25 protein-coding genes are annotated in these 26,002 nt (G+C 58.7%); 7 read left to right on the top strand and 18 right to left on the bottom strand.

Features of this window, described 5'->3' with window-relative positions; all coding sequences use genetic code 11:
- The 11 genes from lipB to AC1ME2_RS17010 form a co-directional block, all read right to left on the bottom strand.
- Positions 1 to 648, bottom strand: coding sequence for a lipoyl(octanoyl) transferase LipB (gene lipB / locus AC1ME2_RS17060; protein ID WP_480435457.1), 648 nt, complete (start codon positions 646 to 648; stop codon positions 1 to 3).
- On the bottom strand, positions 648 to 923 hold the full coding sequence (locus AC1ME2_RS17055; RefSeq protein WP_480442175.1) for a DUF493 domain-containing protein: 276 nt from the start codon (positions 921 to 923) through the stop codon (positions 648 to 650). Before AC1ME2_RS17055 ends, lipB begins: the two co-directional genes overlap by 1 nt.
- A gap of 80 nt (positions 924 to 1,003) precedes the next feature.
- Complete coding sequence (locus AC1ME2_RS17050; protein WP_480435456.1) at positions 1,004 to 2,164, bottom strand: D-alanyl-D-alanine carboxypeptidase family protein; 1,161 nt, start codon at positions 2,162 to 2,164, stop codon at positions 1,004 to 1,006.
- Between the two features lie 234 nt (positions 2,165 to 2,398).
- Positions 2,399 to 3,403, bottom strand: coding sequence for a septal ring lytic transglycosylase RlpA family protein (locus tag AC1ME2_RS17045; protein WP_480435455.1), 1,005 nt, complete (start codon positions 3,401 to 3,403; stop codon positions 2,399 to 2,401).
- On the bottom strand, positions 3,403 to 4,413 hold the full coding sequence (gene mltB, locus AC1ME2_RS17040) for a lytic murein transglycosylase B (protein ID WP_480435454.1): 1,011 nt from the start codon (positions 4,411 to 4,413) through the stop codon (positions 3,403 to 3,405). The genes AC1ME2_RS17045 and mltB overlap by 1 nt, the downstream gene beginning before the upstream one ends.
- Positions 4,414 to 4,430: 17 nt before the next feature.
- The gene (gene rodA, locus AC1ME2_RS17035) at positions 4,431 to 5,534 is read right to left on the bottom strand and encodes a rod shape-determining protein RodA (RefSeq protein ID WP_480442173.1); all 1,104 of its coding nucleotides are present in this window, start codon (positions 5,532 to 5,534) and stop codon (positions 4,431 to 4,433) included.
- Positions 5,535 to 5,565: 31 nt separating this feature from the next.
- Entirely contained in the window at positions 5,566 to 7,461 is a 1,896-nt protein-coding gene (mrdA, locus tag AC1ME2_RS17030; protein WP_480435453.1) for a penicillin-binding protein 2, read from the bottom strand.
- A gap of 20 nt (positions 7,462 to 7,481) precedes the next feature.
- On the bottom strand, positions 7,482 to 7,949 hold the full coding sequence (rlmH, locus tag AC1ME2_RS17025) for a 23S rRNA (pseudouridine(1915)-N(3))-methyltransferase RlmH (protein ID WP_219062685.1): 468 nt from the start codon (positions 7,947 to 7,949) through the stop codon (positions 7,482 to 7,484).
- Between the two features lie 9 nt (positions 7,950 to 7,958).
- On the bottom strand, positions 7,959 to 8,390 hold the full coding sequence (gene rsfS / locus AC1ME2_RS17020; protein ID WP_480435452.1) for a ribosome silencing factor: 432 nt from the start codon (positions 8,388 to 8,390) through the stop codon (positions 7,959 to 7,961).
- 196 nt (positions 8,391 to 8,586) lie between these two features.
- A complete protein-coding gene (gene nadD, locus AC1ME2_RS17015; protein WP_480442172.1) occupies positions 8,587 to 9,246 on the bottom strand; it encodes a nicotinate-nucleotide adenylyltransferase in 660 nt (219 codons plus the stop codon).
- Positions 9,247 to 9,325: 79 nt separating this feature from the next.
- Complete coding sequence (locus tag AC1ME2_RS17010) at positions 9,326 to 10,597, bottom strand: glutamate-5-semialdehyde dehydrogenase (protein WP_480435451.1); 1,272 nt, start codon at positions 10,595 to 10,597, stop codon at positions 9,326 to 9,328.
- Between the two features lie 230 nt (positions 10,598 to 10,827).
- Between AC1ME2_RS17010 and AC1ME2_RS17005 the strand changes: the two genes are divergently transcribed.
- Together AC1ME2_RS17005 and AC1ME2_RS17000 are read left to right on the top strand one after the other, a co-directional pair.
- The gene (locus AC1ME2_RS17005; RefSeq protein ID WP_480435450.1) at positions 10,828 to 11,511 is read left to right on the top strand and encodes a DNA-3-methyladenine glycosylase; all 684 of its coding nucleotides are present in this window, start codon (positions 10,828 to 10,830) and stop codon (positions 11,509 to 11,511) included.
- Positions 11,512 to 11,514: 3 nt separating this feature from the next.
- Positions 11,515 to 12,855, top strand: a complete 1,341-nt coding sequence (locus AC1ME2_RS17000) for a bifunctional DedA family/phosphatase PAP2 family protein (protein ID WP_480435449.1) — start codon at positions 11,515 to 11,517, stop codon at positions 12,853 to 12,855.
- A gap of 178 nt (positions 12,856 to 13,033) precedes the next feature.
- Here the strand turns inward: AC1ME2_RS17000 and AC1ME2_RS16995 are convergent, their stop codons facing one another.
- From AC1ME2_RS16995 to AC1ME2_RS16985, 3 genes are read right to left on the bottom strand one after another with little or no spacing between them, the layout of a single operon-like run.
- Positions 13,034 to 13,624 carry an LON peptidase substrate-binding domain-containing protein gene (locus AC1ME2_RS16995; protein ID WP_480435448.1) on the bottom strand — a complete coding sequence of 197 codons (591 nt, stop codon included), beginning with the start codon at positions 13,622 to 13,624 and terminating at the stop codon, positions 13,034 to 13,036.
- Between the two features lie 10 nt (positions 13,625 to 13,634).
- Complete coding sequence (locus AC1ME2_RS16990; protein WP_480435447.1) at positions 13,635 to 14,351, bottom strand: LrgB family protein; 717 nt, start codon at positions 14,349 to 14,351, stop codon at positions 13,635 to 13,637.
- Positions 14,348 to 14,710 (bottom strand): CidA/LrgA family protein, encoded by a 363-nt coding sequence (locus AC1ME2_RS16985; protein WP_480435446.1) that lies wholly within the window; start codon positions 14,708 to 14,710, stop codon positions 14,348 to 14,350. The genes AC1ME2_RS16990 and AC1ME2_RS16985 overlap by 4 nt, the downstream gene beginning before the upstream one ends.
- A gap of 207 nt (positions 14,711 to 14,917) precedes the next feature.
- Between AC1ME2_RS16985 and AC1ME2_RS16980 the strand changes: the two genes are divergently transcribed.
- From AC1ME2_RS16980 to AC1ME2_RS16970, 3 genes are all read left to right on the top strand, one after another.
- Positions 14,918 to 15,373, top strand: a complete 456-nt coding sequence (locus AC1ME2_RS16980; RefSeq protein ID WP_480435445.1) for a MaoC family dehydratase — start codon at positions 14,918 to 14,920, stop codon at positions 15,371 to 15,373.
- A 149-nt stretch (positions 15,374 to 15,522) separates the two neighbouring features.
- Entirely contained in the window at positions 15,523 to 17,256 is a 1,734-nt protein-coding gene (locus AC1ME2_RS16975) for a C13 family peptidase (RefSeq protein ID WP_480435444.1), read from the top strand.
- 27 nt (positions 17,257 to 17,283) lie between these two features.
- Positions 17,284 to 17,925: a Rossmann-fold NAD(P)-binding domain-containing protein gene (locus AC1ME2_RS16970; RefSeq protein ID WP_480435443.1), complete on the top strand. Its 642-nt coding sequence runs from the start codon at positions 17,284 to 17,286 to the stop codon at positions 17,923 to 17,925.
- 31 nt (positions 17,926 to 17,956) lie between these two features.
- Here AC1ME2_RS16970 and AC1ME2_RS16965 read toward each other — a convergent pair whose 3' ends face one another.
- From AC1ME2_RS16965 to AC1ME2_RS16950, 4 genes are all read right to left on the bottom strand, one after another.
- Positions 17,957 to 18,244, bottom strand: a complete 288-nt coding sequence (locus AC1ME2_RS16965) for a YceK/YidQ family lipoprotein (protein ID WP_480435442.1) — start codon at positions 18,242 to 18,244, stop codon at positions 17,957 to 17,959.
- Positions 18,237 to 18,866, bottom strand: coding sequence for a flavin prenyltransferase UbiX (ubiX, locus tag AC1ME2_RS16960; RefSeq protein WP_480435441.1), 630 nt, complete (start codon positions 18,864 to 18,866; stop codon positions 18,237 to 18,239). Before ubiX ends, AC1ME2_RS16965 begins: the two co-directional genes overlap by 8 nt.
- The gene (gene mpl, locus AC1ME2_RS16955; RefSeq protein ID WP_480435440.1) at positions 18,863 to 20,212 is read right to left on the bottom strand and encodes a UDP-N-acetylmuramate:L-alanyl-gamma-D-glutamyl-meso-diaminopimelate ligase; all 1,350 of its coding nucleotides are present in this window, start codon (positions 20,210 to 20,212) and stop codon (positions 18,863 to 18,865) included. The genes ubiX and mpl overlap by 4 nt, the downstream gene beginning before the upstream one ends.
- A gap of 532 nt (positions 20,213 to 20,744) precedes the next feature.
- The gene (locus AC1ME2_RS16950; protein WP_480435439.1) at positions 20,745 to 22,649 is read right to left on the bottom strand and encodes a sigma-54-dependent Fis family transcriptional regulator; all 1,905 of its coding nucleotides are present in this window, start codon (positions 22,647 to 22,649) and stop codon (positions 20,745 to 20,747) included.
- A 298-nt stretch (positions 22,650 to 22,947) separates the two neighbouring features.
- Between AC1ME2_RS16950 and exaC the strand changes: the two genes are divergently transcribed.
- Positions 22,948 to 24,468 carry an acetaldehyde dehydrogenase ExaC gene (gene exaC, locus AC1ME2_RS16945; protein WP_480435438.1) on the top strand — a complete coding sequence of 507 codons (1,521 nt, stop codon included), beginning with the start codon at positions 22,948 to 22,950 and terminating at the stop codon, positions 24,466 to 24,468.
- A 133-nt stretch (positions 24,469 to 24,601) separates the two neighbouring features.
- The gene (gene eat, locus AC1ME2_RS16940) at positions 24,602 to 25,972 is read left to right on the top strand and encodes an ethanolamine permease (RefSeq protein WP_480435437.1); all 1,371 of its coding nucleotides are present in this window, start codon (positions 24,602 to 24,604) and stop codon (positions 25,970 to 25,972) included.
- Positions 25,973 to 26,002 lie beyond the last annotated feature (30 nt).

The following is a 26,002-nucleotide window of genomic DNA, read 5'->3' as shown; positions in this document are numbered from 1 at the left end:
TCAGTCGATTCCGCCCGTTAGGGTCGTCTGCTCAGCATAGTCGAGGTGCTTGACGAGCTGCGCGCGCAGCCGGGCACTTACCTCGGCAAATTCAATCGGGCCTGCATGATCGCGGAGCTGGGTCATTGCCAGCCCTGCATACCCGCAGGGGTTAATCCGTCGAAACGGCTCAAGGTCCATGTCCACATTCAGCGCCAGGCCGTGAAATGAACAACCGTTGCGAATCCGCAGGCCGAGGGAAGCTATTTTCGCTCCATCGACATAGACTCCCGGCGCCTCCGCTTTCGCTACCGCCGTTACGCCGTAACTGGCCAGCAGCGCAATCAGGCTGCCCTCGATCCGGGTGACCAGATCACGGACACCGAAACCCAGGCGTCGCACGTCCAGCATCAGGTAGGCAACCAGTTGGCCGGGCCCATGATAGGTCACTTGACCACCGCGATCGACCTGTACCACTGGAATATTGCCCGGCAGCAACAGATGTTCAGCTTTGCCCGCTTGGCCCTGGGTAAACACAGGGGGGTGCTGCACCAGCCAGACCTCGTCTCCCACTTCGCGTCCACGCTCGTTGGTGAAACGCTGCATGGCGTGCCAAGCCGGCTCATAAGCAACCAGACCCAAGTCACGAAAGCCCAGGCTACCGGGCATCAGAGCACCATGTGCACGAAACCCGTAGCGCGCAACGCACTATTGATATCGCGCAATTGTTCTTCGCCAGTCGCGATGATGTGCAGCTGTACGGTGGTGTATTTGCCATTGCTGCTTTGACGCTCGGCGAGCGTGGCCATGTCGAGCGTGGCGTGTTTGGCCAGGGTCTCGATCACAAGGGCAGTGAAGCCTACGCCGGTGTCGCCGATCACTTTGATCGGATAGTCGGGGCAGGGAAATTCGATTTTATGCGACGTAACGTCGGTATCAGTCATGGCAGTAACGGCCTCGTAAGCCGTGACGAGCGGCATGCACCGCGCTCTGGATCAGAGCCGGTGCATGCCGATCGGCAATATCAGTTGAACAAACCGTAGAAGAACAGGCGAATGCTATCCCACACGCGACGGAAGATACCACCTTGGTCGACAGCGTCGAGGGCGATCAGGTCAGCGGTATGCACAACCTTGTCGTCCATCTTCACTTCAACTTTACCGATCACGTCGCCCTTGGCGATAGGCGCAACCAGTTGAGGGTTCATGGTCATGTTAGCCGCCAGTTTTTTCAACTGGCCTTTAGGCAACGTCATGGTCAGGTCATCAGCCAGACCGGCTTTGACCTGGTGCTCGGAGCCCTTCCAGACCGGGGCCTGAGCCAGTTCGGTGCCCTTCTGATAGAAGGTCTGGGTTTCGAAGAAGCGGAAACCGTAGGTCAGCAGCTTTTGAGTCTCGGCAGCACGAGCCTGTTCGCTGTTGGTGCCGAACACCACCGAGATCAGACGCATACCATCACGTACGGCCGAAGACACCATGCAGTATCCAGCTTCTTCGGTGTGACCCGTTTTCAGACCATCAACGGTCTTGTCACGCCACAGCAGCAGGTTGCGGTTCGGCTGTTTGATGCCGTTCCAGAAGAACTCTTTCTGCGAGTAGATCGCATAGTGAGCAGGGTCTTCGTGGATGATAGCGCGAGCCAGCAATGACATGTCATGGGCCGACGAGTAATGCTCTGGATTCGGCAGACCGGTCGGGTTCATGAAGTGGCTGTTGACCATGCCCAGGTCGCCGGCGGTTTTATTCATCATGTCGGCGAAAGCATCTTCGCTGCCGGCAATGTGCTCGGAGAGCGCAACGCTGGCGTCGTTGCCCGACTGAATGATGATGCCGTGCAGCAGATCGCTGACGGTAACCTGGCTACCCACTTTGATAAACATCCGCGAACCACCCGTGCGCCAGGCGTTTTCGCTGACAGTCACTGGATCGTTTTCGCCGATTTGGCCGCGACGGATTTCCAGGGTCGCAATGTAAGCCGTCATCAGTTTGGTCAGGCTCGCCGGCGCCAAACGCTGGTCGCCATTGTTTTCGACCAGGATGTTACCGCTGGAAGCGTCCATGAGCACATAGGCTTTGGCGGCTAATTGCGGCGGCGATGGCATCATCTGTTCGGCCGCCCAGGCGGCAGGGGCGATGACTAGCGGTACAAGCAGGCACAGGCGTTTTGCAAAGGTGGTGATGTTCATCCGTCTCTCGAAATTGCTAATGGGCAAACATGCCCTCGCGGGCAAAGCTAATCTGACTGGCGAAAAAATGACGCTTTCATCCGGTCTGCGACGCCAGGCATTACCCCTGGCTTACAAAACAGCCTGATTGATCAGGCTGCCCTGTGAACAGTTGCATGTATCGCTTGCTCTGTCGGCAAGTCACCGTCGGTCAAACAACTGCACATCAACCCTGAACCAACCAGGGTTGAATGATTAATCCGACGTCACCACGCTCGGCTGGCCAAGATTGGCCGACCGGACGCTGGCTTGTAATTGCTGGGCTTCACCCTGCGTGTCTATCGGCCCCATCCGCACCCGATACAGCGTTTGCTGACTGCGTACTGTCGAGCTGACGAACACTGGGGTTTGCACCATCCCGCTCAGTTTCGACCTCAGGAGTTCCGCAGCGTCCGGGTTGGCGAAAGCGCCCACCTGGAGATACAGCCCAGAGGCTTGTGCGGAAGCGTTTTTTTTTGCATCGATTTGCATGGCCGGAACTGCCGCGGCGTGCTGCTGGGGCGGCGGCGTGTATTGCTCGACCGTACCAGTGGAAGCCGTGAAGGCAGGCGGCGCAGCCTGGGCGATGACTTGCGGTTGATCAAGCATCAGCGGCGCTGGACGCCCGCGCTGTGCCCACCATTCCTGCGGGTCGATGCCTTCAACCTTGACCCGTGCAGTGCCGATTTCGGCGTAACCGAGTTTTTTCGCGGCCGCGTAGGACAGGTCGATAATCCGGTCGGAGTAGAACGGCCCACGGTCATTGACCCGCAGGATCACGCTTCTGTTGTTGTCCAGGTTGGTCACGCGGACATAGCTGGGCAGCGGCAAGGTCTTGTGTGCGGCACTCATGCCATACAGGTCGTACTTTTCACCGTTGGCAGTGTCCTGGCCGTGGAACTTGGTGCCGTACCAGGACGCGGTGCCGGACGCCACATAGCGCTTGGAGTCAGACAGCGGGAAATAGGTCTTGCCCAACACCGTGTAGGGGTTGGCCTTGTAAGGACCGTTATGCAGGGTCGGCACCGCATCCGGAATCCGCGAAACATCGACATCCCACCACGGCGCACCATCTTTATGCGCACGGTTGATGTCCAGACCGGGGGTCGAACGCACGGCCGTGCTCTGTGGCGAGCGGCTGGTCGAACAACTGGCCATCAGGATGGTCAAGGCTGCGAAGGCCAGGAACTTTAGTTGTTTGCGAAACGGCAATACCCGCATTACTTGACGCCCCGTGCTTGGACCAGCAGTTCAGACAGTTGATGCACGGCCAAGGCGTACATCACGCTGCGGTTATAGCGCGTGATTGCATAAAAATTCTTCAGGCCCATCCAGTACTCAGGGCCATTTTCGCCCTCCAGTCGGAAAGCGGTCACCGGCATATCATCGCGCAGCGCATCATGACTTGACCACCCCAACGCTCGCAACTCCCCAACATTTTTTACCGGATCAATTCCGGGACTCAAACCTTCGTCGGCATGCTCGCCACGTACCGTCGCGAGGCTCACGACCGGCTCGCCGGCAACCCAGCCGTGCCGTTTGAAATAGCTGGCAACACTGCCAATCGCATCATCCGGATCGGTCCAGATGTTGATATGGCCGTCACCGTCGAAATCTACGGCATACGCACGAAAACTGCTCGGCATGAACTGAGGCAAACCCATGGCACCGGCGTATGAGCCTTTGAGCGTCAGGGGGTCGACTTGCTCTTCACGCGCCAGCAACAAGAACTCGCGCAGCTCCTTACGGAAGAAGTCGGCACGTGGTGGATAGTCAAAGCTCAGCGTCGACAAGGCGTCTATTACGCGGTAGTTGCCGGTGTTGCGACCGTAAAAGGTCTCTACGCCGATGATCGAAACGATCACTTGCGCCGGCACGCCGTACTCCTGTTCGGCACGTGCAAGGGCGGCTTCGTGCTGACGCCAAAAGTCCACGCCACGCGCGATACGTGCATCAGTGATGAAGATCGGCCGGTACTCTTTCCACTGTTTGACCCGTTCGGCCGGGCGCGAAATGGCGTCGAGAATGGCCTGTTTACGTTCTGCTTCACGGAAAACATCCATGAGCTGTTCACCGGCGAATCCGTAGTCGCGGGTCATTTCACCGACAAATTCAGCCACTTGCGGCGAGCCTTCATAATCGCCAGCAACCGCCTCCTGCAACAAACCAAGGATGCCCACCAGGCCGACCAACGGAGCATATCGAGCAGCCCAGCTACGCACTACTTGCATTGAGTTGTTCACCTTAATCAAACCTGTGCGATCCACTTACGATGGGTATGGATCGACATCAAAACCCCAAACGCTGACAGCAGCGTCACCAGCGAAGTTCCGCCATAGCTAATGAAAGGCAATGGCACACCTACAACCGGCAGCAGGCCACTGACCATACCGATGTTGACGAAAACATAAACAAAAAACGTCATTGTCAGGCTACCGGCCAACAATTTGCCGAACAGGGTCTGCGCCTGAGCGGTGATCACCAGCCCTCGACCGATCAGCAAGACATAGATCAGCAACAAGGCGCAAATGCCTACCAGGCCGAACTCTTCGCCCAAAACGGCAATAATGAAGTCGGTGTGGCTTTCCGGTAAAAAGTCCAGGTGCGACTGCGTGCCGAGCAACCAGCCCTTGCCAAATACGCCGCCCGAACCGATCGCGGCCTTGGACTGAATGATGTTCCAGCCAGTGCCAAGCGGATCGCTTTCCGGGTCGAGAAAGGTCAGGATTCGTTGCTTCTGGTAGTCGTGCATGAAGAAAAACCACATGCCAACGGCCACCGGCACGGCGGCCGTAAATACGCTGATGATCCAGCGCCAGCGCAGGCCGGCCATGAACAGCACGAAGGTACCCGACGCCAGAATCAGCAAGGAGGTGCCCAAGTCCGGCTGGCGTACGATCAGAATGAACGGAAGACCGATCAACCCCAGGCTCAAGGCCACGTGCGTCAAGTGCGGCGGCAACGTGCGCTTGGACAGGTACCAGGCGATGGTAGCCGGCATGATGATTTTCATGAATTCCGAAGGCTGGAAGCGGATGACCCCCGGAATATTGATCCAGCGGGTCGCGCCCATGGCGTTGTGACCCATGACGTCCACTACCACCAGCAGCATGAGCCCCAGCACATAGAGCACCGGTACCCAGCGCGCCATGAAGCGCGGCTCGAGTTGCGCGATGACGAACATCGACACCAGACCGATACCGAACGAAGTGGTCTGCTTGATCAGCAGATCCCAGTTCTTGCCGCTGGCCGAATACAGCACGAACAAACTGCCGGCGGCCAGGGTCAGCAACAGGATCAACAACGGTCCATCGATATGAATGCGTTGCAGGAAACTGGCGCGACGGCGCATCACATCATCGCTGGAAAGGATGCGGTCGAAATTACTCTTCACGGGCCGAAGCCTCCGCATTTGAGGTGCTGGCGTACTCAGGTTTGAGCACGCCGTCCGGGCCGAGCAACCAGGCATCCATCACCTGGCGGACCACGGGAGCCGCGACGCCAGAACCGGACTCGCCGTTCTCCACCATCACCGCCACAACTATTTTCGGGTTGTCAGCAGGGGCAAAGCCGACAAACAAGGCGTGGTCACGGTGACGCTCCTGGAGCTTGGTGCGGTCGTACTTCTCACCCTGCTTGATCGCAACCACTTGAGCTGTACCGCTTTTGCCAGCAATCCGGTATTGCGAACCGACCGCTGCCTTGCGCGCTGTACCGCGTGCGCCATGCATCACTTGTTGCATGCCATGATTGACCTTGTTCCAGTCCGAGGCGTCACGCAGGACGATGTCCGGAATCGGGTTTTCGTCCACTGGCGGCACGCCCTCGATGGTTTTCGCCAGATGCGGACGGTTCCACTTGCCTTTGTTGGCCACCAGGGCGGTCGCTTGCGCCAACTGCAACGGAGTCGCCTGCATGTAGCCCTGACCGATACCGAGGATCAGCGTCTCGCCAGGGAACCAGGCCTGACGCCGGGTAATCCGCTTCCAGTCTCGCGACGGCATCAAGCCCGGCGACTCTTCGAACATATCCAGCGACACCTTCTGCCCGATCCCGAACTTGTTCAGGTACAACGACAGCCTATCAATGCCGATCTTATGCGCCAGGTCGTAAAAATAAGTGTCGTTGGAACGCATGATCGCCGTGTCCAGATCGACCCAGCCATCGCCGGTGCGGTTCCAGTTGCGGTATTTGTGGTCGTAGTTGGGCAACTGATAGAAGCCGGGGTCAAACACCCGGGTGGATGCCGTGACGACGCCACTGTCGAGCCCGGCGATAGCGACCGCCGGTTTGATCGTCGAACCCGGCGGGTACAAGCCACGCAGGATGCGGTTGAACAGTGGCCTGTCAATCGAGTCACGCAACTCGGCATAGGCCTTGAAGCTGATACCCGTGACAAACAGGTTCGGGTCGAAACTCGGCTGACTGACCATCGCCAGAACTTCGCCGGTACTCGGATCAAGCGCGACCACCGCACCACGGCGCCCGCCCAAAGCAATTTCGGCAGCTTCTTGCAGTTTGATGTCGAGGCTCAGGACGATGTCCTTGCCGGGAATTGGATCGGTGCGTTTGAGCACCCGCAATACCCGACCGCGCGCATTGGTTTCGACTTCTTCGTAGCCCACCTGACCATGCAGGTCCGGCTCGTAGAACCGCTCGATGCCGGTTTTGCCAATATGGTGTGTGCCACTGTAATTGACCGAATCGAGCACTTTGAGCTCTTTCTCGTTGATCCGCCCCATGTAACCCACCGAGTGCGCGAAGTGCGCACCCTGCGGATAGTGACGGACCAGTTGCGCAACCACTTCAACGCCGGGCAGACGGAACTGGTTGACGGCGATGCGGGCAATTTGTTCTTCATCGAGTTCGAACAGAATCGGCACCGGCTCGAATGGCCGGCGCCCCTGCTTCATGCGCTTCTCGAACAGCACCCGATCATCAGGCGTCAATTCCAGCACGCTGACGATGACGTCGAGCACCTGCCCCCAGTCGCCAGAACGTTCGCGGGTCATGCTCAAGCTGAAACTGGGGCGATTATCGGCGACCACCACCCCGTTGCGATCAAAGATCAACCCACGGGTCGGCGGGATCGGCTGTACATGAACCCGGTTGTTTTCCGACAAGGTCGAGTGATACTCGTACTGGATCACCTGCAGGAAATACAGCCGCGCTACCAGCACGCACACCAGCACCACGACCGCCACAGCACCGAACACGACCCGGCCGCGCACCAGACGTGCGTCTTTCTCATGGTCCTTGAGGCGAATCGGCTGGGACATTTTAGGGCGTGTTCACAAGACTATTTGTGATAAGGGTGCCCGGACAGGACAGTCCAGGCGCGATACATCTGCTCACCGATGAGAATACGCACGAGAGGATGCGGCAAGGTCAGCGGTGACAACGACCAGCGTTGTTCGCTGCGCGCGCAGACTTCCGGCGCCAGCCCTTCCGGGCCGCCGACCATGAGATTCACCGTGCGCGAATCCAGACGCCAGCGATCGAGTTCGACCGCCAGTTGCTCTGTGCTCCACGGTTTACCGTGCACCTCGAGGGTGACGATGCGCTCGCCCGGCTGCACTTTTGCCAGCATGGCTTCACCTTCCTGACGGATGAAGCGCGCCACGTCGGCATTCTTGCCCCGGGTATTGAGCGGGATTTCCACCAATTCGAGCGCCAGTTCGGATGGCATCCGCTTGGCATATTCATGCCAACCCTCTTCCACCCACTTGGGCATGCGCGAACCGACAGCGATCAAACGCAGACGCACAGCAACCCCTTACTCTTTGTCAGACGGCGTGTTGTCGAATGACATTTTGTCGGCTGCCATCGGGTCAAACGGGTTTGCGTCATGGTTTTCATGGCTTGCACGGCTTTGCTCGGCGCCATGCCACAGACGTTCGAGGTCGTAGAACTGACGGGCGCTGGCGGTCATCACGTGCACGATGATGTCGCCCAGGTCCAACAGAACCCAATCGCTGTCGCCCTTGCCTTCTTCACCCAGTGGCTTGAAGCCCTGAGCCTTGACCTTGTCGCGCACGTTCTCAACCATCGAGGCGATGTGGCGATTGGACGTACCGGTGGCGATGAGCATGTAATCGGTGATGCTGGTCTTGTTGCGCACGTCGATGGCCAGGATGTCCTGGGCCTTGATATCTTCCAGGGCTGCCGTTGCCAGCTTGATCAGGATTTCGCTATTTTGCTTCGTCATAAAAAACTCATTCAGCTCGTGTGTATGAGAACGCTAAACACTCGTGTAGGAACTGCCGAAGGCTGCAATAGGCCGGGGTCGCGGGCGACCGGAACGACCTTCATGCATCTTCAATCCAGCGACCGCTTCGCGGTCGATCGCAGCCTGCGGCAGCTCCTACATTCCGTTCTATCCAAACAGCACCTATGGCGGCTGTTCAGTCCGTCCTCTCAGTTTTAGGCGCATGGTACAGCCCGTGCGCGTCGATATAGGCCAGTACCGCGTCTGGCACCAGAAAACGTACCGACTTCCCGCTGGCCAGCAGTTGGCGGATCTGGGTGGCAGACACCGATAACGGCGTCTGCCAGACGAATGTAATGTGTCCACCCGGCCCTTTCAGGGCCTTCGGATCGCTGACTGCGCGCCCCGCCAGCAGGTTACGCATGGCGTCAGGCGACTCGCTGTCGGCGTCCGGGCGTTGCAGCACCACGATATGGCAGTGCTCCAGTAGCTCTTCCCAGCGGTGCCAGGTCGGTAGCCCGCAAAAGGCATCCCAGCCCAATAACAGGAATAACTGGTCATCTGCAGCCAACTCGGCCCGCATCAGTTCCAGGGTGTCGATGGTGTACGACGGCTTGTCCCGTTGCAGCTCACGGTCATCCACCGTCAACGGTGGCACACCGGCCACCGCGCACTTGACCATCGCCAGACGGTGCTGCGCGCTGACGCTCGGCATGTTGCGATGAGGCGGCCTGGCACTGGGTGTCAGGCGTAACTCATCAAGCCCAAGCAGCTCGGCGACTTCCAGTGCACTGCGCAAATGGCCAATATGCACGGGGTCGAACGTACCGCCCAGCATGCCGATACGTCTGGGCAGGCCTGGCGTTTGCTTCGCCTGCGCAGCGGGCTGGATAACTGCCTTCGCATCGGCGGCGGGCTTTTCGGGATCGGCCAAGTCAGGCAGGCTCCTGGCCACGCAACTGACCATCGCCGATCACGATGTACTTCTCGCAGGTCAAACCTTCCAGACCGACCGGACCGCGGGCGTGCAGCTTATCAGTAGAAATGCCGATCTCGGCACCCAATCCGTATTCAAAGCCATCGGCGAAGCAGGTCGGGGCGTTGATCATCACCGAACTGGAGTCTACTTCGGCCATGAAACGCCGAGCCTGGCCCTGATGATCAGTGACGATGGAGTCGGTATGGTGCGACCCATAATGGTTGATATGTTCGATGGCCTGATCCAGCCCCTTCACAACAAGGATCGACAAAATCGGCGCAAGGTACTCGGTGTGCCAGTCTTCTTCGGTCGCTGGCAAGGCATCGATCAACTCGCGGGTGCGTTCACAACCGCGCAGCTCGACACCTTTTTCGCGGTATTGCGCAGCCATTGGTGGCAAAAACTCGGCAGCGACAGCCTGATCCACCAGCAAGGTTTCCATCGCGCCACAGATGCCGTAGCGGTAGGTCTTGGCGTTGAAACAGATACGCTGAGCCTTGGGCAGGTCGGCATGAGCGCTGACATACACGTGGCAGATACCGTCCAGATGCTTGATCACCGGCACCCGCGCATCGCGACTGACCCGCTCGATCAGGCCTTTGCCACCGCGCGGAACGATCACGTCGACGTACTCGGGCATGGTGATCAATGCGCCAACCGCCTCTCGATCCGTCACTTCAACCACCTGCACCACGGCAGCCGGCAAATCGGCAGCCGCCAGACCGCGCTGAATACAGGCGGCGATGGCACGGTTGGAGTGAATGGCTTCGGAGCCGCCGCGCAAAATAGTGGCGTTGCCGGACTTCAGGCACAGGCTTGCAGCATCGATCGTCACGTTTGGACGCGACTCGTAAATAATCCCCACCACACCCAGCGGCACACGCATCTTGCCCACCTGAATACCCGACGGCCGGTAGCTCATGTCGCGAATCGCGCCAATCGGATCCGCCAGGCTGATCACCTGACGCAAACCTTCGATCATGCTGTCGATGCGTGCTGGGGTCAGGGTCAGACGCTCAAGCATGTACGGCGACAGGCCATTGGCCCGACCGGCGGACAGGTCCAGCTCATTGGCGGCAGACAATTCAGTGCGCGCCTCATCGAGAGCGTCAGCGGTGGCTTGCAGGGCGCGGTTTTTCTGCGCAGTGCTGGCACGGCCGATCACGCGCGAGGCTTCGCGGGCGGCGCGACCCAAACGGGTCATGTAGTCAAGAACGGACTCAGTCATGGTCTCAGAGGTCTTGGCAGAGAGGAAAGCGGCCGATTATAGCTGTCGGGCCCGAGTAACGACAGAGGTGACAGGCGGATGGTCAATAACCCGAGCAAAGTCGGGATAAAAAGCCCTCTGGAACATCCTGCATTTCAATACTGCGCCTGACACTCCGCCATTCAGCTTTGATTAAGACAGTTGTTGCTATCATCGCCACCCCGATTGCCGCTCGACGACCGTGAACACCGATGCCCAACCCCCTCCCCGACTCGTTTTTCCACCGCGATGCGCAAGTGCTCGCCCGGGCGTTGTTGGGCAAGGTGATTCGCCATCGGATCGGCTCAGGCCCTGATGCGCTATGGCTGTCGGCGCGGATCATCGAGACGGAAGCCTATTACTGTGCAGAAAAAGGCAGCCACGCCTCATTGGGCTACACCGAAAAGCGCAAGGCGCTGTTTCTCGATGGCGGGCATATCTATATGTACTATGCCCGCGGCGGCGATTCGCTGAACTTCAGCGCTGAAGGCCCGGGCAATGCCGTGCTGATCAAGTCCGCTTACCCGTGGGTCGACGAGCTTTCTGACGGCAACAGCCTTGCGCACATGCTCTTGAACAACCCTGATGCCAAGGGTGCGCTGCGGCCACCCGAGCGCCTTTGTGCGGGCCAGACACTGCTGTGCAAGGCGTTAGGGCTGAAAGTCCCGACCTGGGACGCCAAACGCTTCGATCTTGAGCAACTGTTCGTCGATGACGTCGGCGCAGTGCCCAAGCAGATTATCCAGACCACGCGCCTGGGCATTCCCGAGGGTCGCGACGGGCACTTGATGTACCGCTTCGTCGACGCCGCCTACGCCCGATTCTGCACGCTAAACCCGCTGCGACGTGGCCAGGTCGACGGCCGCGATTACTTTTTACTCGAGCAAGGAAACTGAGACATGGGCCCATGGCTCGACAGCATTACTGGCTGGCTGACAGCAAACCCTTCGTGGTTGGGTCTGGCGATTCTTTTGGTGGCGTTCGTCGAATGCCTGGCCATCGCCGGAATAATCGTGCCAGGCACCGTGCTTCTATTCGCCATCGCGGTGCTGGCCGGCAGCGGCGCCTTGTCACTGAGTGAAACACTTTTACTGGGCTTTTGTGGCGGTTTACTCGGCGATGGCCTGTCGTATTTCCTTGGCAGGCACTTCCACCAGAACATCCGCCGCCTGCCGGGGCTGCGTCATCACCCGGAATGGATAGGAGGTGCAGAGCTCTATTTTCAACGTTACGGCATAGCCAGTCTGCTGGTCGGGCGCTTTATCGGCCCACTGCGGCCCATGCTGCCGATGGTCGCAGGCATGTTCGACATGCCCTTCCCACGCTTTGCTGCGGTCAGCGTAATTGCCGGCGCCGGCTGGTCCCTGGTTTACCTGCTGCCGGGCTGGGCCACTGGCGCGGCCATGCGTTTGCCACTGCCCGAGGGTTTCTGGCCACAAGCCGGGATCATCGGTGGAGGGTTGGCGGTGTTGCTGGCCCTCAGTATCCACAGCAGCCTGGCGGGTAAACGGTATGCCACCCAACTGATTGCCCTGCTGAGCCTGGTGATGCTCGCTGGGTTGTTTATCGGCTGGCCGTACCTGACGCACTTCGATCAGGGTTTGATGACACTGGTGCAGGAACATCGCAGCCAAGCCGCCGATGAGTTCGTGGTGATGATCACCCAGCTCGGCGATTTCAAAACCCAGGTCGCCGTTGTCACCCTGCTGCTTGCTCTGTTACTGGCCACTCGGCAATGGAGGCAGGCGATATTTGCCGGCGCCGCGACCGTGGGCTCAGGGCTGGCCAACAGCGGGATGAAATGGTTCTTTGCCCGCACGCGCCCCGACGTACTGATCGACCCCATCACCAGCTACAGCATGCCCAGCGGGCACAGCTCGGGGTCATTCGCATTATTTATGGTGCTGGCGGTATTGGCCGGGCGCGGTCAACCGGTGCGTTTGCGCCTGACCTGGTTATTGCTGGGCTGCATTCCGGCGCTGTCGATTGCCATGTCGCGGGTTTATCTGGGAGTGCATTGGCCAACGGATGTGCTGGCCGGGGCAATGCTAGCGTTCTGCCTCTGCGCAGCCAGCCTGACCGTCATCCAGCGTAAAACGCCGCTGGAGCCAATGCCTGCGCGGGTGTGGTGGCTGATTCTGCCCGCGCTGATCACCTTGTATGGCTTCTTCGCCCTGCATTCACTGTCCCACGTGGCACTGCGCTATCAGTATCTATCCCCGACGGGGGCGATTAACTAGGTTCTGTACGAAAAGTGGCTGCGCTCGGTGATGCTGCGTTAAAAACAGGCTCGTGCGCGAGTCCGATCAGAATGCTCATTTAGAGGCCTAAACTCGCGTGCGAGCCCAGTCCGCTTCCTCGCCTGTTTTTGCCTTGCCTGACCTTCGCTCGCCGACTTTTCGTACAGACCCTAGTGCATCAGGTCTGCAGGTCGTTTTGCAGGTCATCGAGCAGGTCCTGGATCGCATCCAGCCGTTGCTGAGCATCGCTGAGCGCCAGCAACTCGACCTTCTCTGCTTCGGTGAAGGGCAGCAGATAGGCTAACTGGTTAGCCAATGACTGCTGCCCGCTGGCCGTGACCCCCATATTCAGTGCGGCGACCATGGGATGCTCGGCCAAGGCAGCGAGCAGGGCCAAGAGATCGGCGTCTCCGTCCCGCAACGGAGGGTCCTGCGGTTCATCCAGCCACTCGACTTCAGCCTGGACCAGTTGATCGCGCAGTACGTGGGAGCTGACTACGCGAAAACGTCGCCCACCTTCCACGCGAATCCCCAACAGGCCGTTTTCCTGCTGCTGGAAGTCCCGCACCAACGCTTCGCAACCGATCAGTGCATAACCGTCTGGCCCCTGCCCGACTTCTTCGCCCGCAAGAATGCATACCACGCCGAAGCCTTCACCCTGCTTCATGCATCGGCTAATCATGTCCAGATAGCGCGCCTCGAACAGCTGCAAATCGAGCATGCACCCGGGGAATAGCACGGCGTTGAGAGGAAATAACGGCAATACCATGGAATCCTCCTTATAAGACCAGCGTAACAGCCAGCGGCAGGAATACCGCCGTGCCGACGCCCATCAGACTCATTGCCAATGCGGCGAATGCACCGCACTCCTCGCTTTCCTGCAACGCTACCGAGGTGCCCACTGCATGAGCGGTCAAGCCCAGAGCCATGCCACGTGCAGCTTGATTCTCCACCCCCAGGATAGACAGCAGACCGGGGCCGAAAATCGCACCAATCACGCCAGTGATCAACACGAACACGGCCGCCAGTGGCGCAACGCCGCCGATCTGCTCAGCCACCAGCATGGCAATCGGCGACGTCACTGATTTGGGGGCCATGGTCATCAGGATCATGTGCTCGGCACCGAACAGCCAGCCCAGCGTCACGCCCAGGGATGTTGCCAGCACGCCGCCCACGACTAGCGTAGTAAAGGTCGGCCAGAACAGTTGGCGAATACGTCGCAGGTTCAGATAAAGCGGCACCGCCAGCGCCACGGTCGCAGGCCCCAGCAGAATACTGAGAATTTCCGTGCTTTTGCGGTATTCGACGTAGCTCAGACCACAACTGAGCAGAATGCCAATCACCATCAACATCGAGATCAGCACGGGCTGCAGAAATATCCAGCGGGTTTTCTCGTAGGCGGCCAGCATCAACTGGTACGCACCCAAGGTAACGGCAATGCCAAACAGGGGATGGTGGATCACCGCGTTCCAGGCACCCGTCCAGTCCATGCTCATGAGGATTCCCCACGCCGGGACTGGCGCACAATCAACGTCTGCATCAGCCAGCCGGCGAACGCCAGGGACAGCAACAACGACAGCACCAACGACCCGACAATGGCCCAGAAATCGGCAGCAATATCGGCAGCGTAGACCATCACACCCACGGCGGGCGGCACCAACAGCAGCGGCAGATAGCGCAACAGACTGCTGGCGGCCAGGCTCAGTGGCTCACTGACTTCACCGCGCGTCATGAGAAAAATCAGGAGCAATACCAGGCCGATGATCGGTCCGGGCAGTATCGGCAAGAACAAATGATTGAGTGCTGTACCCACCAATTGAAACAGCACCAGCCATGTCAGACCCCGTAACAACATAAGAAACCCCAGCAAATTCGCGGCGCCATTATAGGCACGCTGTCGTCATGACGAATAAATCGGCATTCGCCAAAGGCATACATCCTTGACCATCCCTACAACCCGTGCTGATCTTAGGCCTCGGCAAGGTGAAAAAATCCGACACCCGACACTACTGAACACGACAGCCATACCTACAAAAATCCGATGACAACAAGGAGAGTATCGATGCCCTTTGTACCCGTTGCAGAGCTCACAAACTATGAAGGCAAGGAACTGGGATGTTCCGAGTGGCTTACCATCGATCAAGAACGCATCAACCTGTTTGCTGAAGCCACCGGTGACTTCCAGTTCATTCACGTCGATACCGAGAAGGCGTCAAAAACTCCCTTCGGCAGCACCATCGCCCATGGTTTTCTGTCGCTATCGCTGATTCCAAAATTGATGGAAGACCTGCTGGTGGTGCCTGAAGGGCTGAAAATGGTGGTCAACTATGGGTTGGACAGCGTGCGTTTCATCCAGCCGGTAAAAGTGAATTCACGGGTTCGTCTCCACGTCACCATGACCCAAGTCATCGAAAAAAAACCCGGACAATGGCTGCTCAAAGCCACGGCCACGCTGGAAATAGAAGGCCAGGAAAAGCCGGCTTTCATCGCTGAACCGCTGTCCTTGTGCTTCATGTAAAACCGCCAAAACGCAAAACAGCTGTCACTGGCTGTTTCGTTGCCTCTATAAAGCAACCACATAGCTGCGGCATACTCCCCGCAGCTGTGTGAATGCGACTGCTCAGGGACGTCTTCAACACGCTTGGATTTTTATCTTCGGGATCTACCATGCGCGCGTTCGCCCCTCTTGCCCCACTGGCACTTATTCTTTTACTCGCTGCTTGCGGTGAGGGTGAACCCCTCACGCCCCCAGACGCACGCCTGCCCGACGGCGGCCGTTATCGCGGCGATGTGGTCAATGGGCTGCTGCAAGGCCAGGGCCGGGTGGACTACCCCAATGGCAGTTGGTATGCCGGCCAATTCCAGAATGGTCAGTGGCATGGCAACGGCGAATGGCACGCCAGCAACGGCGAAGTCTACCGTGGCCAGTTCCAGAACGGCCTGTTTCATGGCTTCGGCACGTTGACGACCAGCACCGGCAGTTATGTCGGCGGCTTCAAACTGGGCCGACGTGAGGGTGAAGGCACGCTCAAAGAGCCAGGCATGACCTATCGAGGCGAATTCAAGGCGGACCAATACGACGGTCTCGGCCACCTTGATCTTGATGACGGCAGCCAATATCAAGGTCTGTTCGCGCATGGCAAACCCAATGGCGAAGGCCAGCGCAGCGATGACAGCGGCAATCAATTCACCGGCAAATTCGTCAACGGTCAACTGGAGGGCAACGGCAACTTCAACAGTGCCGATGGCGATCAATACGTCGGCGGTTTTCACAACAATCAACTGCAAGGCAGAGGCCGCTACGAAAACAGCGACGGCGACGTCTGGACCGGGCAGTTCAAGGAAGGTGCGCTCAGCGGCCCAGGCGAACTGATCGGCGCCGATGGCAGCCATTATCAAGGTCAGTTCCGCAACTGGCGCTTCAACGGCGAGGGGTCTCTGCACCTGGTCGACGGCAGCACCTATCAAGGCCAGTTCGCCGACGATACCTATCAAGGCAAGGGCATCTTGACCCAAGCAGATGGCAGCGTTCAAGGCGGCACCTGGGTTAATGGTCAGCGGGTGCGTGACGCGCAAGGCAAGCTATTACCAGACTCGCTTGAAATCGGTTTGCTCGCCCAGGGCCCATTGCTGGAAAAAGCCTTGGCTGCGGTACCCGTCTCGACTCCCGCTATAGAGCTGTACAGCCTGGTCGTGGGCGGCGACGGCAAGCAGAGCGTGTTCATGCGCGAAGCGGATTACGTCAGTAACCTGCTGGCCACGCGCTTTGGCGCCTACGGGCAAATCAGCCTGGTCAATCATCGTGATCATATGACCGACCGTCCGCTGGCAACCCGCGAAAACATCAGCCGCGCGGTACAGACCCTGGCGCAACGCAGTGGTCCGGAAGATTTGATATTTATCTACCTGACCAGCCATGGCACCCATGAACATGAACTGGTGCTCGATCAACCGCGCATGGAACTGGCTGACCTCCCAGCTGATGAATTGGCCGCGGTCCTCGCTCCGTTGAAAGGCAGGGACAAAATCATCGTGATTTCTGCCTGTTATTCCGGCGGTTTCATTCCGGCACTCAAAGACGAAAAAACCCTGATAATCACCGCCTCGCGAGCGGACCGTGTGTCTTTTGGCTGCTCGGAAGAGGCTAACTTCACTTACTTTGGCGAAGCAATGTTCTCCAAAGCGCTGCTTGACACAGACAATCTGCAACAGGCGTTCAACGAAGCCAAATTGTCTATCGCAGCCCGCGAAGCCAGCGAAAACTTTGAGGCATCCGAGCCGCAGATATGGGCACCCAAAGGGGTTCTTGTGCACTGGCAGCAGTTGCGCAAAAGCCAAGCACAAAAGGCCCTCAGTACATCATTGGTCGGCAAGGAGGCAAAGACCACGAGCAGCCACTAGACTGCCTTGTAAAAAAGGAGAAACACTATGTATTTAACTCCTCAACATATCCTGCTTGCCGGAGCCACCGGCCTGACCGGTGAGCATCTGCTTGATCGCTTGCTCAACGAACCGACAGTCAGCCGCGTACTTGCACCCACCCGACGCCCGCTGGCCGAGCATTCTCATCTGGAAAACCCAGTGGGTGAGCTAGCTGCAATACTCCCGACCTTGAGCGGGCGCGTGGACATTGCCTTTTGCTGCCTCGGCACCACGATCAAAAAGGCGGGCTCGCAGGACGCTTTCCGCGCTATCGATGTTGATCTGGTGGCGGCCTTTGGCAAGAGGGCTCGCGAACTCGGGGCGCGGCATCTGGTGGTGATCAGCGCAGTCAACGCTGATCGGCGATCCAGCATTTTCTACAGCAAGATCAAAGGCGAAATGGAATATGCGCTCAAAGCTCAGGATTGGCCGCAACTGACCATCGCCCGGCCGTCGCTGTTGCTTGGCGAACGCACCGAACAGCGACTGGCCGAACAGCTGGCTGGGCCATTGGTAAAACTGATTCCCGGAAAATACCGTGGCATCGAAGCCTGCGGCCTGGCCCGGGCACTGTGGCGCCTGGCACTGGAAGAACAGAATGGGGTGCGGATCGTCGAAGCGGAAGAATTGAGCAAGCTCGGCAAGTAAACCCTGCAGCGCGGCACGTCCTTTCCGTCCCCTATAACCCGCCTGTTGCCTGAAACCCCACGCCCAACACGGTCAGCAGCGACAGCGGTAAAAACAGCGTGTCGAGCATCGCACTGGCAGGCAGGTCCACGCGTGGATAACTCGGCGCCTCGGCACCGAAATGATCCATTGCGCAGCAACCGCCCTGTATCGCATACCAATCCAGACGCGTACCCGAGTACACAACCGGTGCGCCAGGCTTGGCAGCGTCAAGCGTACTCACCGTGGCGCAGCCGGTCAGTTGGAGCATCAACAGGGTCAACAGCAGGCGCTTATTCATCGGCGCCCAGGTGGTGCTCGCCCCAGCGCGGCAACATGTCTTGAGGGATATTCAGCAGATTGAGAATCCGTGCGACAACGAAATCGATCAAATCATCGATGGTTTGCGGCTGATGATAGAAACCCGGTGAAGCCGGCAGAATCACGGCGCCCATATTCGACAGCTTGAGCATGTTTTCCAGGTGAATGCTGGAGAACGGCGCCTCACGCGGCACCAGAATCAATTGCCGGCGCTCCTTCAACGTCACGTCCGCCGCACGCTCGATCAGGTTGTTGCAGGCCCCGGTTGCAATCGCCGACAGGGTGCCCGTGGAACAGGGCACCACCACCATCGCGCTGGGCGAACCCGAGCCGGAAGCCACGGGCGACATCCAGTCTTCCTTGCCGTATACCCGAATCTGCCCCGCCGCTGCACCGGTGTATTCGGTCAGGAACGCTTGCATCATCAGTGGTTTTGGCGGCAGCAAGACATCAGTCTCGGTGGCCATCACCAACTGGGCCGCCTTGGAAATCAGGAAGTGCACCTCCCGATCTTCACGCACCAGACAATCGAGCAGGCGCAAACCGTACTGCGCGCCAGAGGCGCCGGTCATCGCCAGGGTTATGCGTTCCGGGCCGCTCATTTCAGCGCCTCAGCCAACTTGCCGTGCAGACCACCGAAGCCGCCGTTACTCATGATCACCACCTGCGTGCCCGGCTGAGCCTGGCTTTTCACCCGGGCGATGATCGCCTCAAGGGAATCGCAGACCACCGAAGGCACGGTACACAATGCCGCAGTGGCGGCCAGATCCCAGCCCAGATTGGCCGGCGCGTACCAGACCACCTGATCAGCCTGACGCACACTTTCCGGCAAGCCGTCGCGGTGTGCGCCGAGCTTCATGGAGTTGGAGCGCGGCTCGATAATCGCAATCACCGGCGCATCGCCAACGTGCTTGCGCAGGCCATCAAGGGTGGTGGCAATGGCGGTCGGATGATGCGCGAAGTCGTCGTAGATGGTGATGCCATTGACCTCGGCCACCTTTTCCATACGGCGCTTGACGCTTTTGAACACGCTCAGCGCTTCGACACCCTGCTTGGGCAGCACACCGACATGCCGTGCGGCTGCCAGGGTGGCCAAGGCATTGGCCACGTTGTGCTGACCGGTCATGTCCCACTCGACCACACCCTGCACTGCGCCTTCAAAGATGACTTCAAAACGCGAGCCGTCTTCGCTAAGCAAGCGCGCCTGCCATTGGCCGCCCTGCCCGGTGGTTTGCACCGGGGTCCAGCAGCCCATTTGAATCACCCGCAGCAACGCGGGCTCAGTGGTCGGATGGATCACCAGACCTTCGCTGGGGATAGTCCGCACCAAGTGGTGGAACTGTCGTTCGATGGCCGGCAGATCGGGGAAGATGTCGGCGTGATCGAATTCCAGGTTGTTCAGAATCGCCGTGCGCGGACGGTAGTGAACGAATTTTGAGCGTTTGTCGAAGAAGGCACTGTCGTATTCGTCAGCCTCGACAACAAAGAACGGTGTCTCGCCCAAACGCGCCGACACGGCAAAATTCTGCGGCACACCGCCGATCAAGAAACCAGGGCTCATGCCTGCATGCTCCAGCACCCAGGCGAGCATGCTGCTGGTTGTCGTCTTGCCGTGCGTACCGGCGACGGCCAACACCCAGCGCCCTTGCAGCACGTGATCGGCCAGCCATTGCGGGCCAGAAACATAAGGCAGGCCCTTGTTCAGGACATACTCCACCGCTGGGTTGCCCCGCGACAGCGCGTTGCCAATGACCACCAGGTCCGGCGCAGGATCGAGCTGTGCCGCGTCATAGCCCTGGGTCAATTCAATGCCCTGAGCCTGCAATTGCGTACTCATGGGCGGGTAGACGTTGGCATCGGAGCCCGTCACCCGATGGCCCAACTCTTTGGCGAGCACCGCCAGCGAACCCATGAAAGTGCCGCAAATACCAAGAATGTGAATATGCATGATCGACCTCATAAACTATGGGCGCAGGTTAGCCTAGAGGGCGAAAAATCGCACCTCGAGTTTAAATTCGAAGTAGATTCAGAAAGATAGCGTTAAGCCATTCGCGAATGAATTCGCTCCCACCGGGGTCTTGATTTGCCTTTGATTTTCCTTTGATTTTCAAGTGAATTGACTCTCGAATTACGGCAAGGCCCCTTTTCCAGGAGGCCGAACGCAGGCGTTGCGCAGGGGGTGGCGAGGCAAGGATGCCGAGTAAGCCGCACGGGGCCAGGGACGGCCCCTTGCGGCGACCCCGGAGCAACGCCGGAGCGAGGGAAATCCGAGCCCAAGCGAGGATCCGTATGGAGGGGCAAGCCTTTTGGCGGGACCTTTTTGGCGTTTGAAAAAGGTTCCTCGCTGTAAGAGCGAAACCGTAATTCCAGCACACCAAAATGCCGGATATACACATCAAGACCAGCGCCAACACATTGTTTTTAAAAGATTAAAAATCAGTTTTATAGGGGCCAATTTATTCGCGAAGGCGGTATCACGATCAGCGCGCTATCCCATGCTTGCGCAATTTCCGATACAGCGTATTTCGGCTCACCCCCAGTTGCGTAGCCGTGTGGATCATGTGCCAGTGCTGGCCTTCCAGGGCTGACAGCAGAGCGATACGTTCGGCGTCGTCCAGCGGATGCTCACCCATCAATGAACTGTCTGGCGTCGATGCGCTTTGCCGTATGGCAATCGGTAATTCATCGAAGCCAATGCGCTGGTCATCGCACAGCGCCGCCAAGGTGCGCAGCACCGTACGCAATTGCCGGATGTTGCCTGGCCAGGCGAAGTCCAACAGTGCCTGACGGGCTTGCGCGTCGAGGATCACGGCCTGGCCGCCCGCCTCTTCTTCCAGGAGAAAATCCAGCAACTGGGATTTGTCGCTGCGCTCGCGCAACGGTGGCAAGGCGATCTCCAGGCCGTTCAAACGGTAGTAAAGGTCTTCGCGAAAACTGCCATCGGCCACCCGCTCCAGCAGGTTGCGGTGGGTCGCGCTGATGATCCGGACGTCCACTGCCAGCGGCTCGCCACCGAGGGGCACCACCAAGCGATCTTCCAGTACTCGCAACAAACGGGTTTGCAGCGCCAGCGGCATGTCGCCGATTTCATCGAGAAACAGCGTGCCGCCATCGGCCTGTTGCAGCTTGCCGCGCATACCTTCCTTGCGCGCACCGGTAAAGCTGCCACCGCGATAGCCGAACAGTTCACTTTCGATCAGGCTTTCCGGGATCGCCGCACAATTGAGCGCGATGAACGGTTTATCGCCGCGCTGGCTGGCCTGATGCACAGCCTTGGCAAAGGCTTCTTTACCCGAACCCGTTTCACCGTTGATCAGCAAGGGCACATCGCGCTCGAAAACCCGCAGTGCACGACGAAAATCATTCTGTAAAGCCGCATCGCCCAGGCAGATGCCACTCAAGCGCGGTGCCGCAACAGAGGGGCTGGCCGGCAACGCTGTCGGCACGCTACGAGGCTGCCCCCGCAATAACGCGAACAAACGGCGGCCATCACGGGTACGCAACGGCCAACGGGTACTGGCCTGAACACTGGCCCGGCCAAGCAATTCATCCAGCGAGCAGTCAAACACGGCCTCCACGGGCTGGCCGAGCAAACCGCCACGGCCGAGGCCCAGCAGGTTCAAGGCGCTCTGGTTGACCGCACTGATTCGCCCTTCACCGTCAAACGCCAACAAGCCTTCGCTGAACAAACCTATGGACTCGACCTGCAAGTGAAAGCGCAGCAACCACTGATTGTCGAAGTAGCGCAGGAAATAACAGCTCTCGATCATCTTCGCGGACAGATTGACCAGCGCCATGGTGTGGAACTGGCTTTGCCGGGACACGTCATGACGCGCGGACGAGACGTCCAGCACCGCCAGCAAGTCGCCGTGAGGATCGAAAACGGGGCTGGCCGAGCAGGTCAGTCCGGTGTGTCGACCCCGGAAATGCTCGTCCTGATGAATGGTCAGCGACTGCCGCTCGACCAGGCAGGTACCGATGCCGTTGGTGCCTTCGCAGGCTTCACTCCAGTCGGCACCCAGCCAAAGCCCGGCGCGCTCGAAAATCTTGCGTTCGGTGGGGGCGGTTACGCAGTTGAGGATCACCCCACGTGCATCGGTCAACAGGACCGCATGCCCGGCACCCGACAACTGCTGATGCAGGCTGGTCATTTCGCCACCGGCAATGGTCAGCACTTGCTGCATGCGCTCACGGCTTTCCAGCAACCGGTCATGTTCGAGGACGGTAGGTGCTATGGCCAATGCAGGGTCGAGATGATAGTCCTCAAGACAACGCAGCCAAGAGCGCGCAATGGAAGGATCACTGCCCGGCCCGCGCAAATGCGCTTTGCCTTGGGTGACCGTCAACACTTGCTGGGCGTGCCGAGTCAGGTGATTGCTGTGCACTTTTTATTATTCTCCTTTTTTGCAGCACTTTTGCGGAGGTGTCGCCCAGCATCCTCCTCGCGACACTGCATTGCAATGACAGCCAAACCCATACGTCATGCGCTGTATCGATAACGGTACAAAGTGTCACACCGGCCGTATCGAATGCGCGACAGCGCTGGCATTTTGCCCACGTAAAAACCGCTGAAAGCCTTATAAACCGTGCCATACAGGGCGCTGGCCCGACCTTTGCTCTACGCTTAAGGTAAGCGCTACAGCGCGTCTTCCCTTATAACCACAACGTCAGGAGACACTCATCATGCGTTACGCCCATCCCGGTACTGAAGGCTCCATCGTCACCTTCAAAACCCGTTACGGTAACTACATCGGTGGTGAGTTTGTGCCGCCGGTCAAAGGCCAATATTTCGAAAACACATCGCCGATCACCGGCAAGCTGATCGCTGAGTTCCCACGCTCCAGCGCCGAAGACATCGAAAAAGCCCTGGATGCCGCCCATGCCGCTGCCGATGCATGGGGCACAACCTCGGTGCAGGCACGCTCGCTGGTGCTGCTGAAGATCGCCGACCGCATCGAAGCAAACCTGGAACTGCTGGCCGTCACTGAAACCTGGGACAACGGCAAAGCGGTTCGTGAAACCCTGAATGCCGATATCCCGCTGGCAGCCGATCACTTCCGCTACTTCGCTGGCTGCCTGCGTGCTCAAGAAGGCAGCGCTGCCGAAATCGACGGCAACACCGTGGCTTATCACATCCATGAGCCGCTGGGCGTGGTCGGGCAAATCATCCCGTGGAACTTCCCACTGCTGATGGCGGCATGGAAACTCGCCCCCGCGTTGGCAGCAGGTAACTGCGTCGTGCTTAAACCTGCCGAACAAACCCCGCTAGGTATTAGCGTGCTGATGGAGCTGATCGGCGACCTGCTTCCGCCTGGCGTATTGAACGTGGTGCAAGGTTTTGGCCGCGAAGCCGGCGAAGCACTGGCCAGCAGCAAACGTATCGCCAAGATTGCCTTTACTGGCTCGACGCCAGTGGGCTCGCACATCATGAAACTGGCGGCGGAAAACATCATTCCGTCCACCGTGGAACTGGGTGGCAAGTCGCCGAACATCTTCTTCGAAGACATCATGCAAGCCGAACCTGAGTTCATCGACAAGGCTGCCGAAGGCCTGGTGCTGGCGTTCTTCAACCAGGGCGAAGTCTGCACCTGCCCTTCGCGAGCGCTGGTGCAAGAGTCGATTTACCCGGAATTCATCAAGGCGGTGATGAAAAAAGTCGAGCAGATCAAACGCGGCGACCCGCTGGACACCGACTGCATGGTCGGCGCTCAGGCGTCGGAGCAGCAATTCGACAAGATCCTGTCGTACCTGGAAATCGCCAAGGGCGAAGGGGCCGAGCTGCTGACCGGCGGTAATGTAGAAAAACTCAGTGGCGATCTGTCCACCGGTTACTACATCCAGCCGACCCTGCTCAAAGGCAATAACAAGATGCGGGTGTTCCAGGAAGAAATCTTCGGCCCAGTGGTCAGCATCACCACCTTCAAGGACGAAGCCGAAGCCGTGGCGATTGCCAACGACACCCAGTTCGGCCTGGGCGCCGGTCTGTGGACCCGTGACATCAACCGCGCTTACCGCGTCGGCCGCGCCCTCAAGGCCGGTCGTGTATGGACCAACTGCTACCACCTGTACCCAGCGCATGCTGCGTTCGGTGGCTACAAAAAGTCCGGCGTTGGCCGCGAAACTCACAAAGTCGCTCTTGAGCACTATCAACAGACGAAAAACCTGTTGGTGAGCTACGACACCAATCCACTGGGCTTCTTCTAAGCCCTTAGCCTCTCGTCATACCTTCTCCCCGGTCAGTTGCGGCGTTATCCGCAACTGGCACGGGGGTTGCGTGCGCGCTGTACCCATTATCGAAAGTCCATAACACCAAAAACAAAAACACAAGCGAGGACTTATGACGTCTACAACACAGCTCAAACCGACACTCGGCACCCTGCATTTATGGGGTATCGCTGTTGGCCTGGTGATTTCCGGCGAATACTTTGGCTGGAGTTACGGGTGGGGCGCGGCGGGAACGCTGGGTTTCCTGATTACCACGTTGATCGTGGCGACGATGTACACCTGTTTTATTTTCAGCTTTACCGAACTGACCACCGCCATTCCTCATGCTGGCGGCCCCTTCGCTTACAGTCGACGGGCCTTCGGTGAAAAAGCCGGGCTGATTGCGGGGATCGCCACACTGATCGAGTTCGTCTTCGCACCGCCCGCCATTGCCATGGCCATCGGCGCGTACCTGAACGTGCAGTTTCCGGAACTGGACCCGAAGCACGCGGCAGTGGGCGCTTATTTCGTGTTCATGGGCCTGAATATCCTCGGCGTCAGCATCGCGGCCACCTTCGAATTGGTGGTCACTGTCCTGGCCGTTGCCGAGCTGCTGGTCTTCATGGGCGTGGTTGCGCCGGGCTTCAGTTTCAGTAACTTCGCGCTCAATGGCTGGTCCGGCTCCGACACATTCACTATCGCGTCTGTGCCCGGAATCTTCGCCGCCATTCCTTTTGCCATCTGGTTTTTCCTGGCCATCGAAGGCGCAGCCATGGCCGCAGAAGAAGCCAAAGACCCGAAACGCACCATTCCAAAGGCGTATGTCAGCGGTATTCTGACCCTGGTATTCCTGGCCATCGGCGTGATGGTGATGGCTGGCGGTGTCGGTGACTGGCGACAACTGGCGAACATCAACGACCCGCTTCCACAGGCGATGAAAGCCGTGGTCGGCACTCACTCCAGCTGGATGCACATGCTGGTGTGGATCGGTCTGTTCGGTCTGGTGGCGAGCTTTCACGGGATCATCCTCGGTTACTCGCGACAGTTCTTCGCTCTGGCTCGCGCCGGCTATTTGCCCAAAGGTCTGGCCAAGCTTTCACGCTTCCAGACCCCGCACCGCGCCATTCTGGCGGGCGGCGTAGTCGGCATTGCCGCCATCTACAGCGACGGCCTGGTCAATCTGCAAGGCATGACCCTGACCGCCGCCATGATCACCATGTCGGTGTTCGGCGCCATCGTGATGTACATCATCAGCATGCTCAGCCTGTTCAAACTGCGTAAAACCGAACCGTTGCTGGAACGCACCTTCCGTGCGCCTGGTTACCCCATCGTGCCTGGTATTGCCCTGTTTCTGGCCCTGGTGTGCCTGGTAGCAATGGCCTGGTTCAACGCGCTGATCGGCTTGATCTTCCTTGGCTTCATGGTCGTAGGCTTCATCTACTTCCAACTGACTGCCAAACAGCGTGCCGATGCACCGGCTGACGCTATGCTCACAGGAATATAAGTTGCATAACCTGTGGGAGCAGGCTTGCCT

The sequence above is a fragment of the Pseudomonas sp. ASL9 genome, from assembly GCF_056680335.1.
Note: the sequence above shows the minus strand (reverse complement) of the source record. Positions and strands in the feature narration are given on the sequence as shown.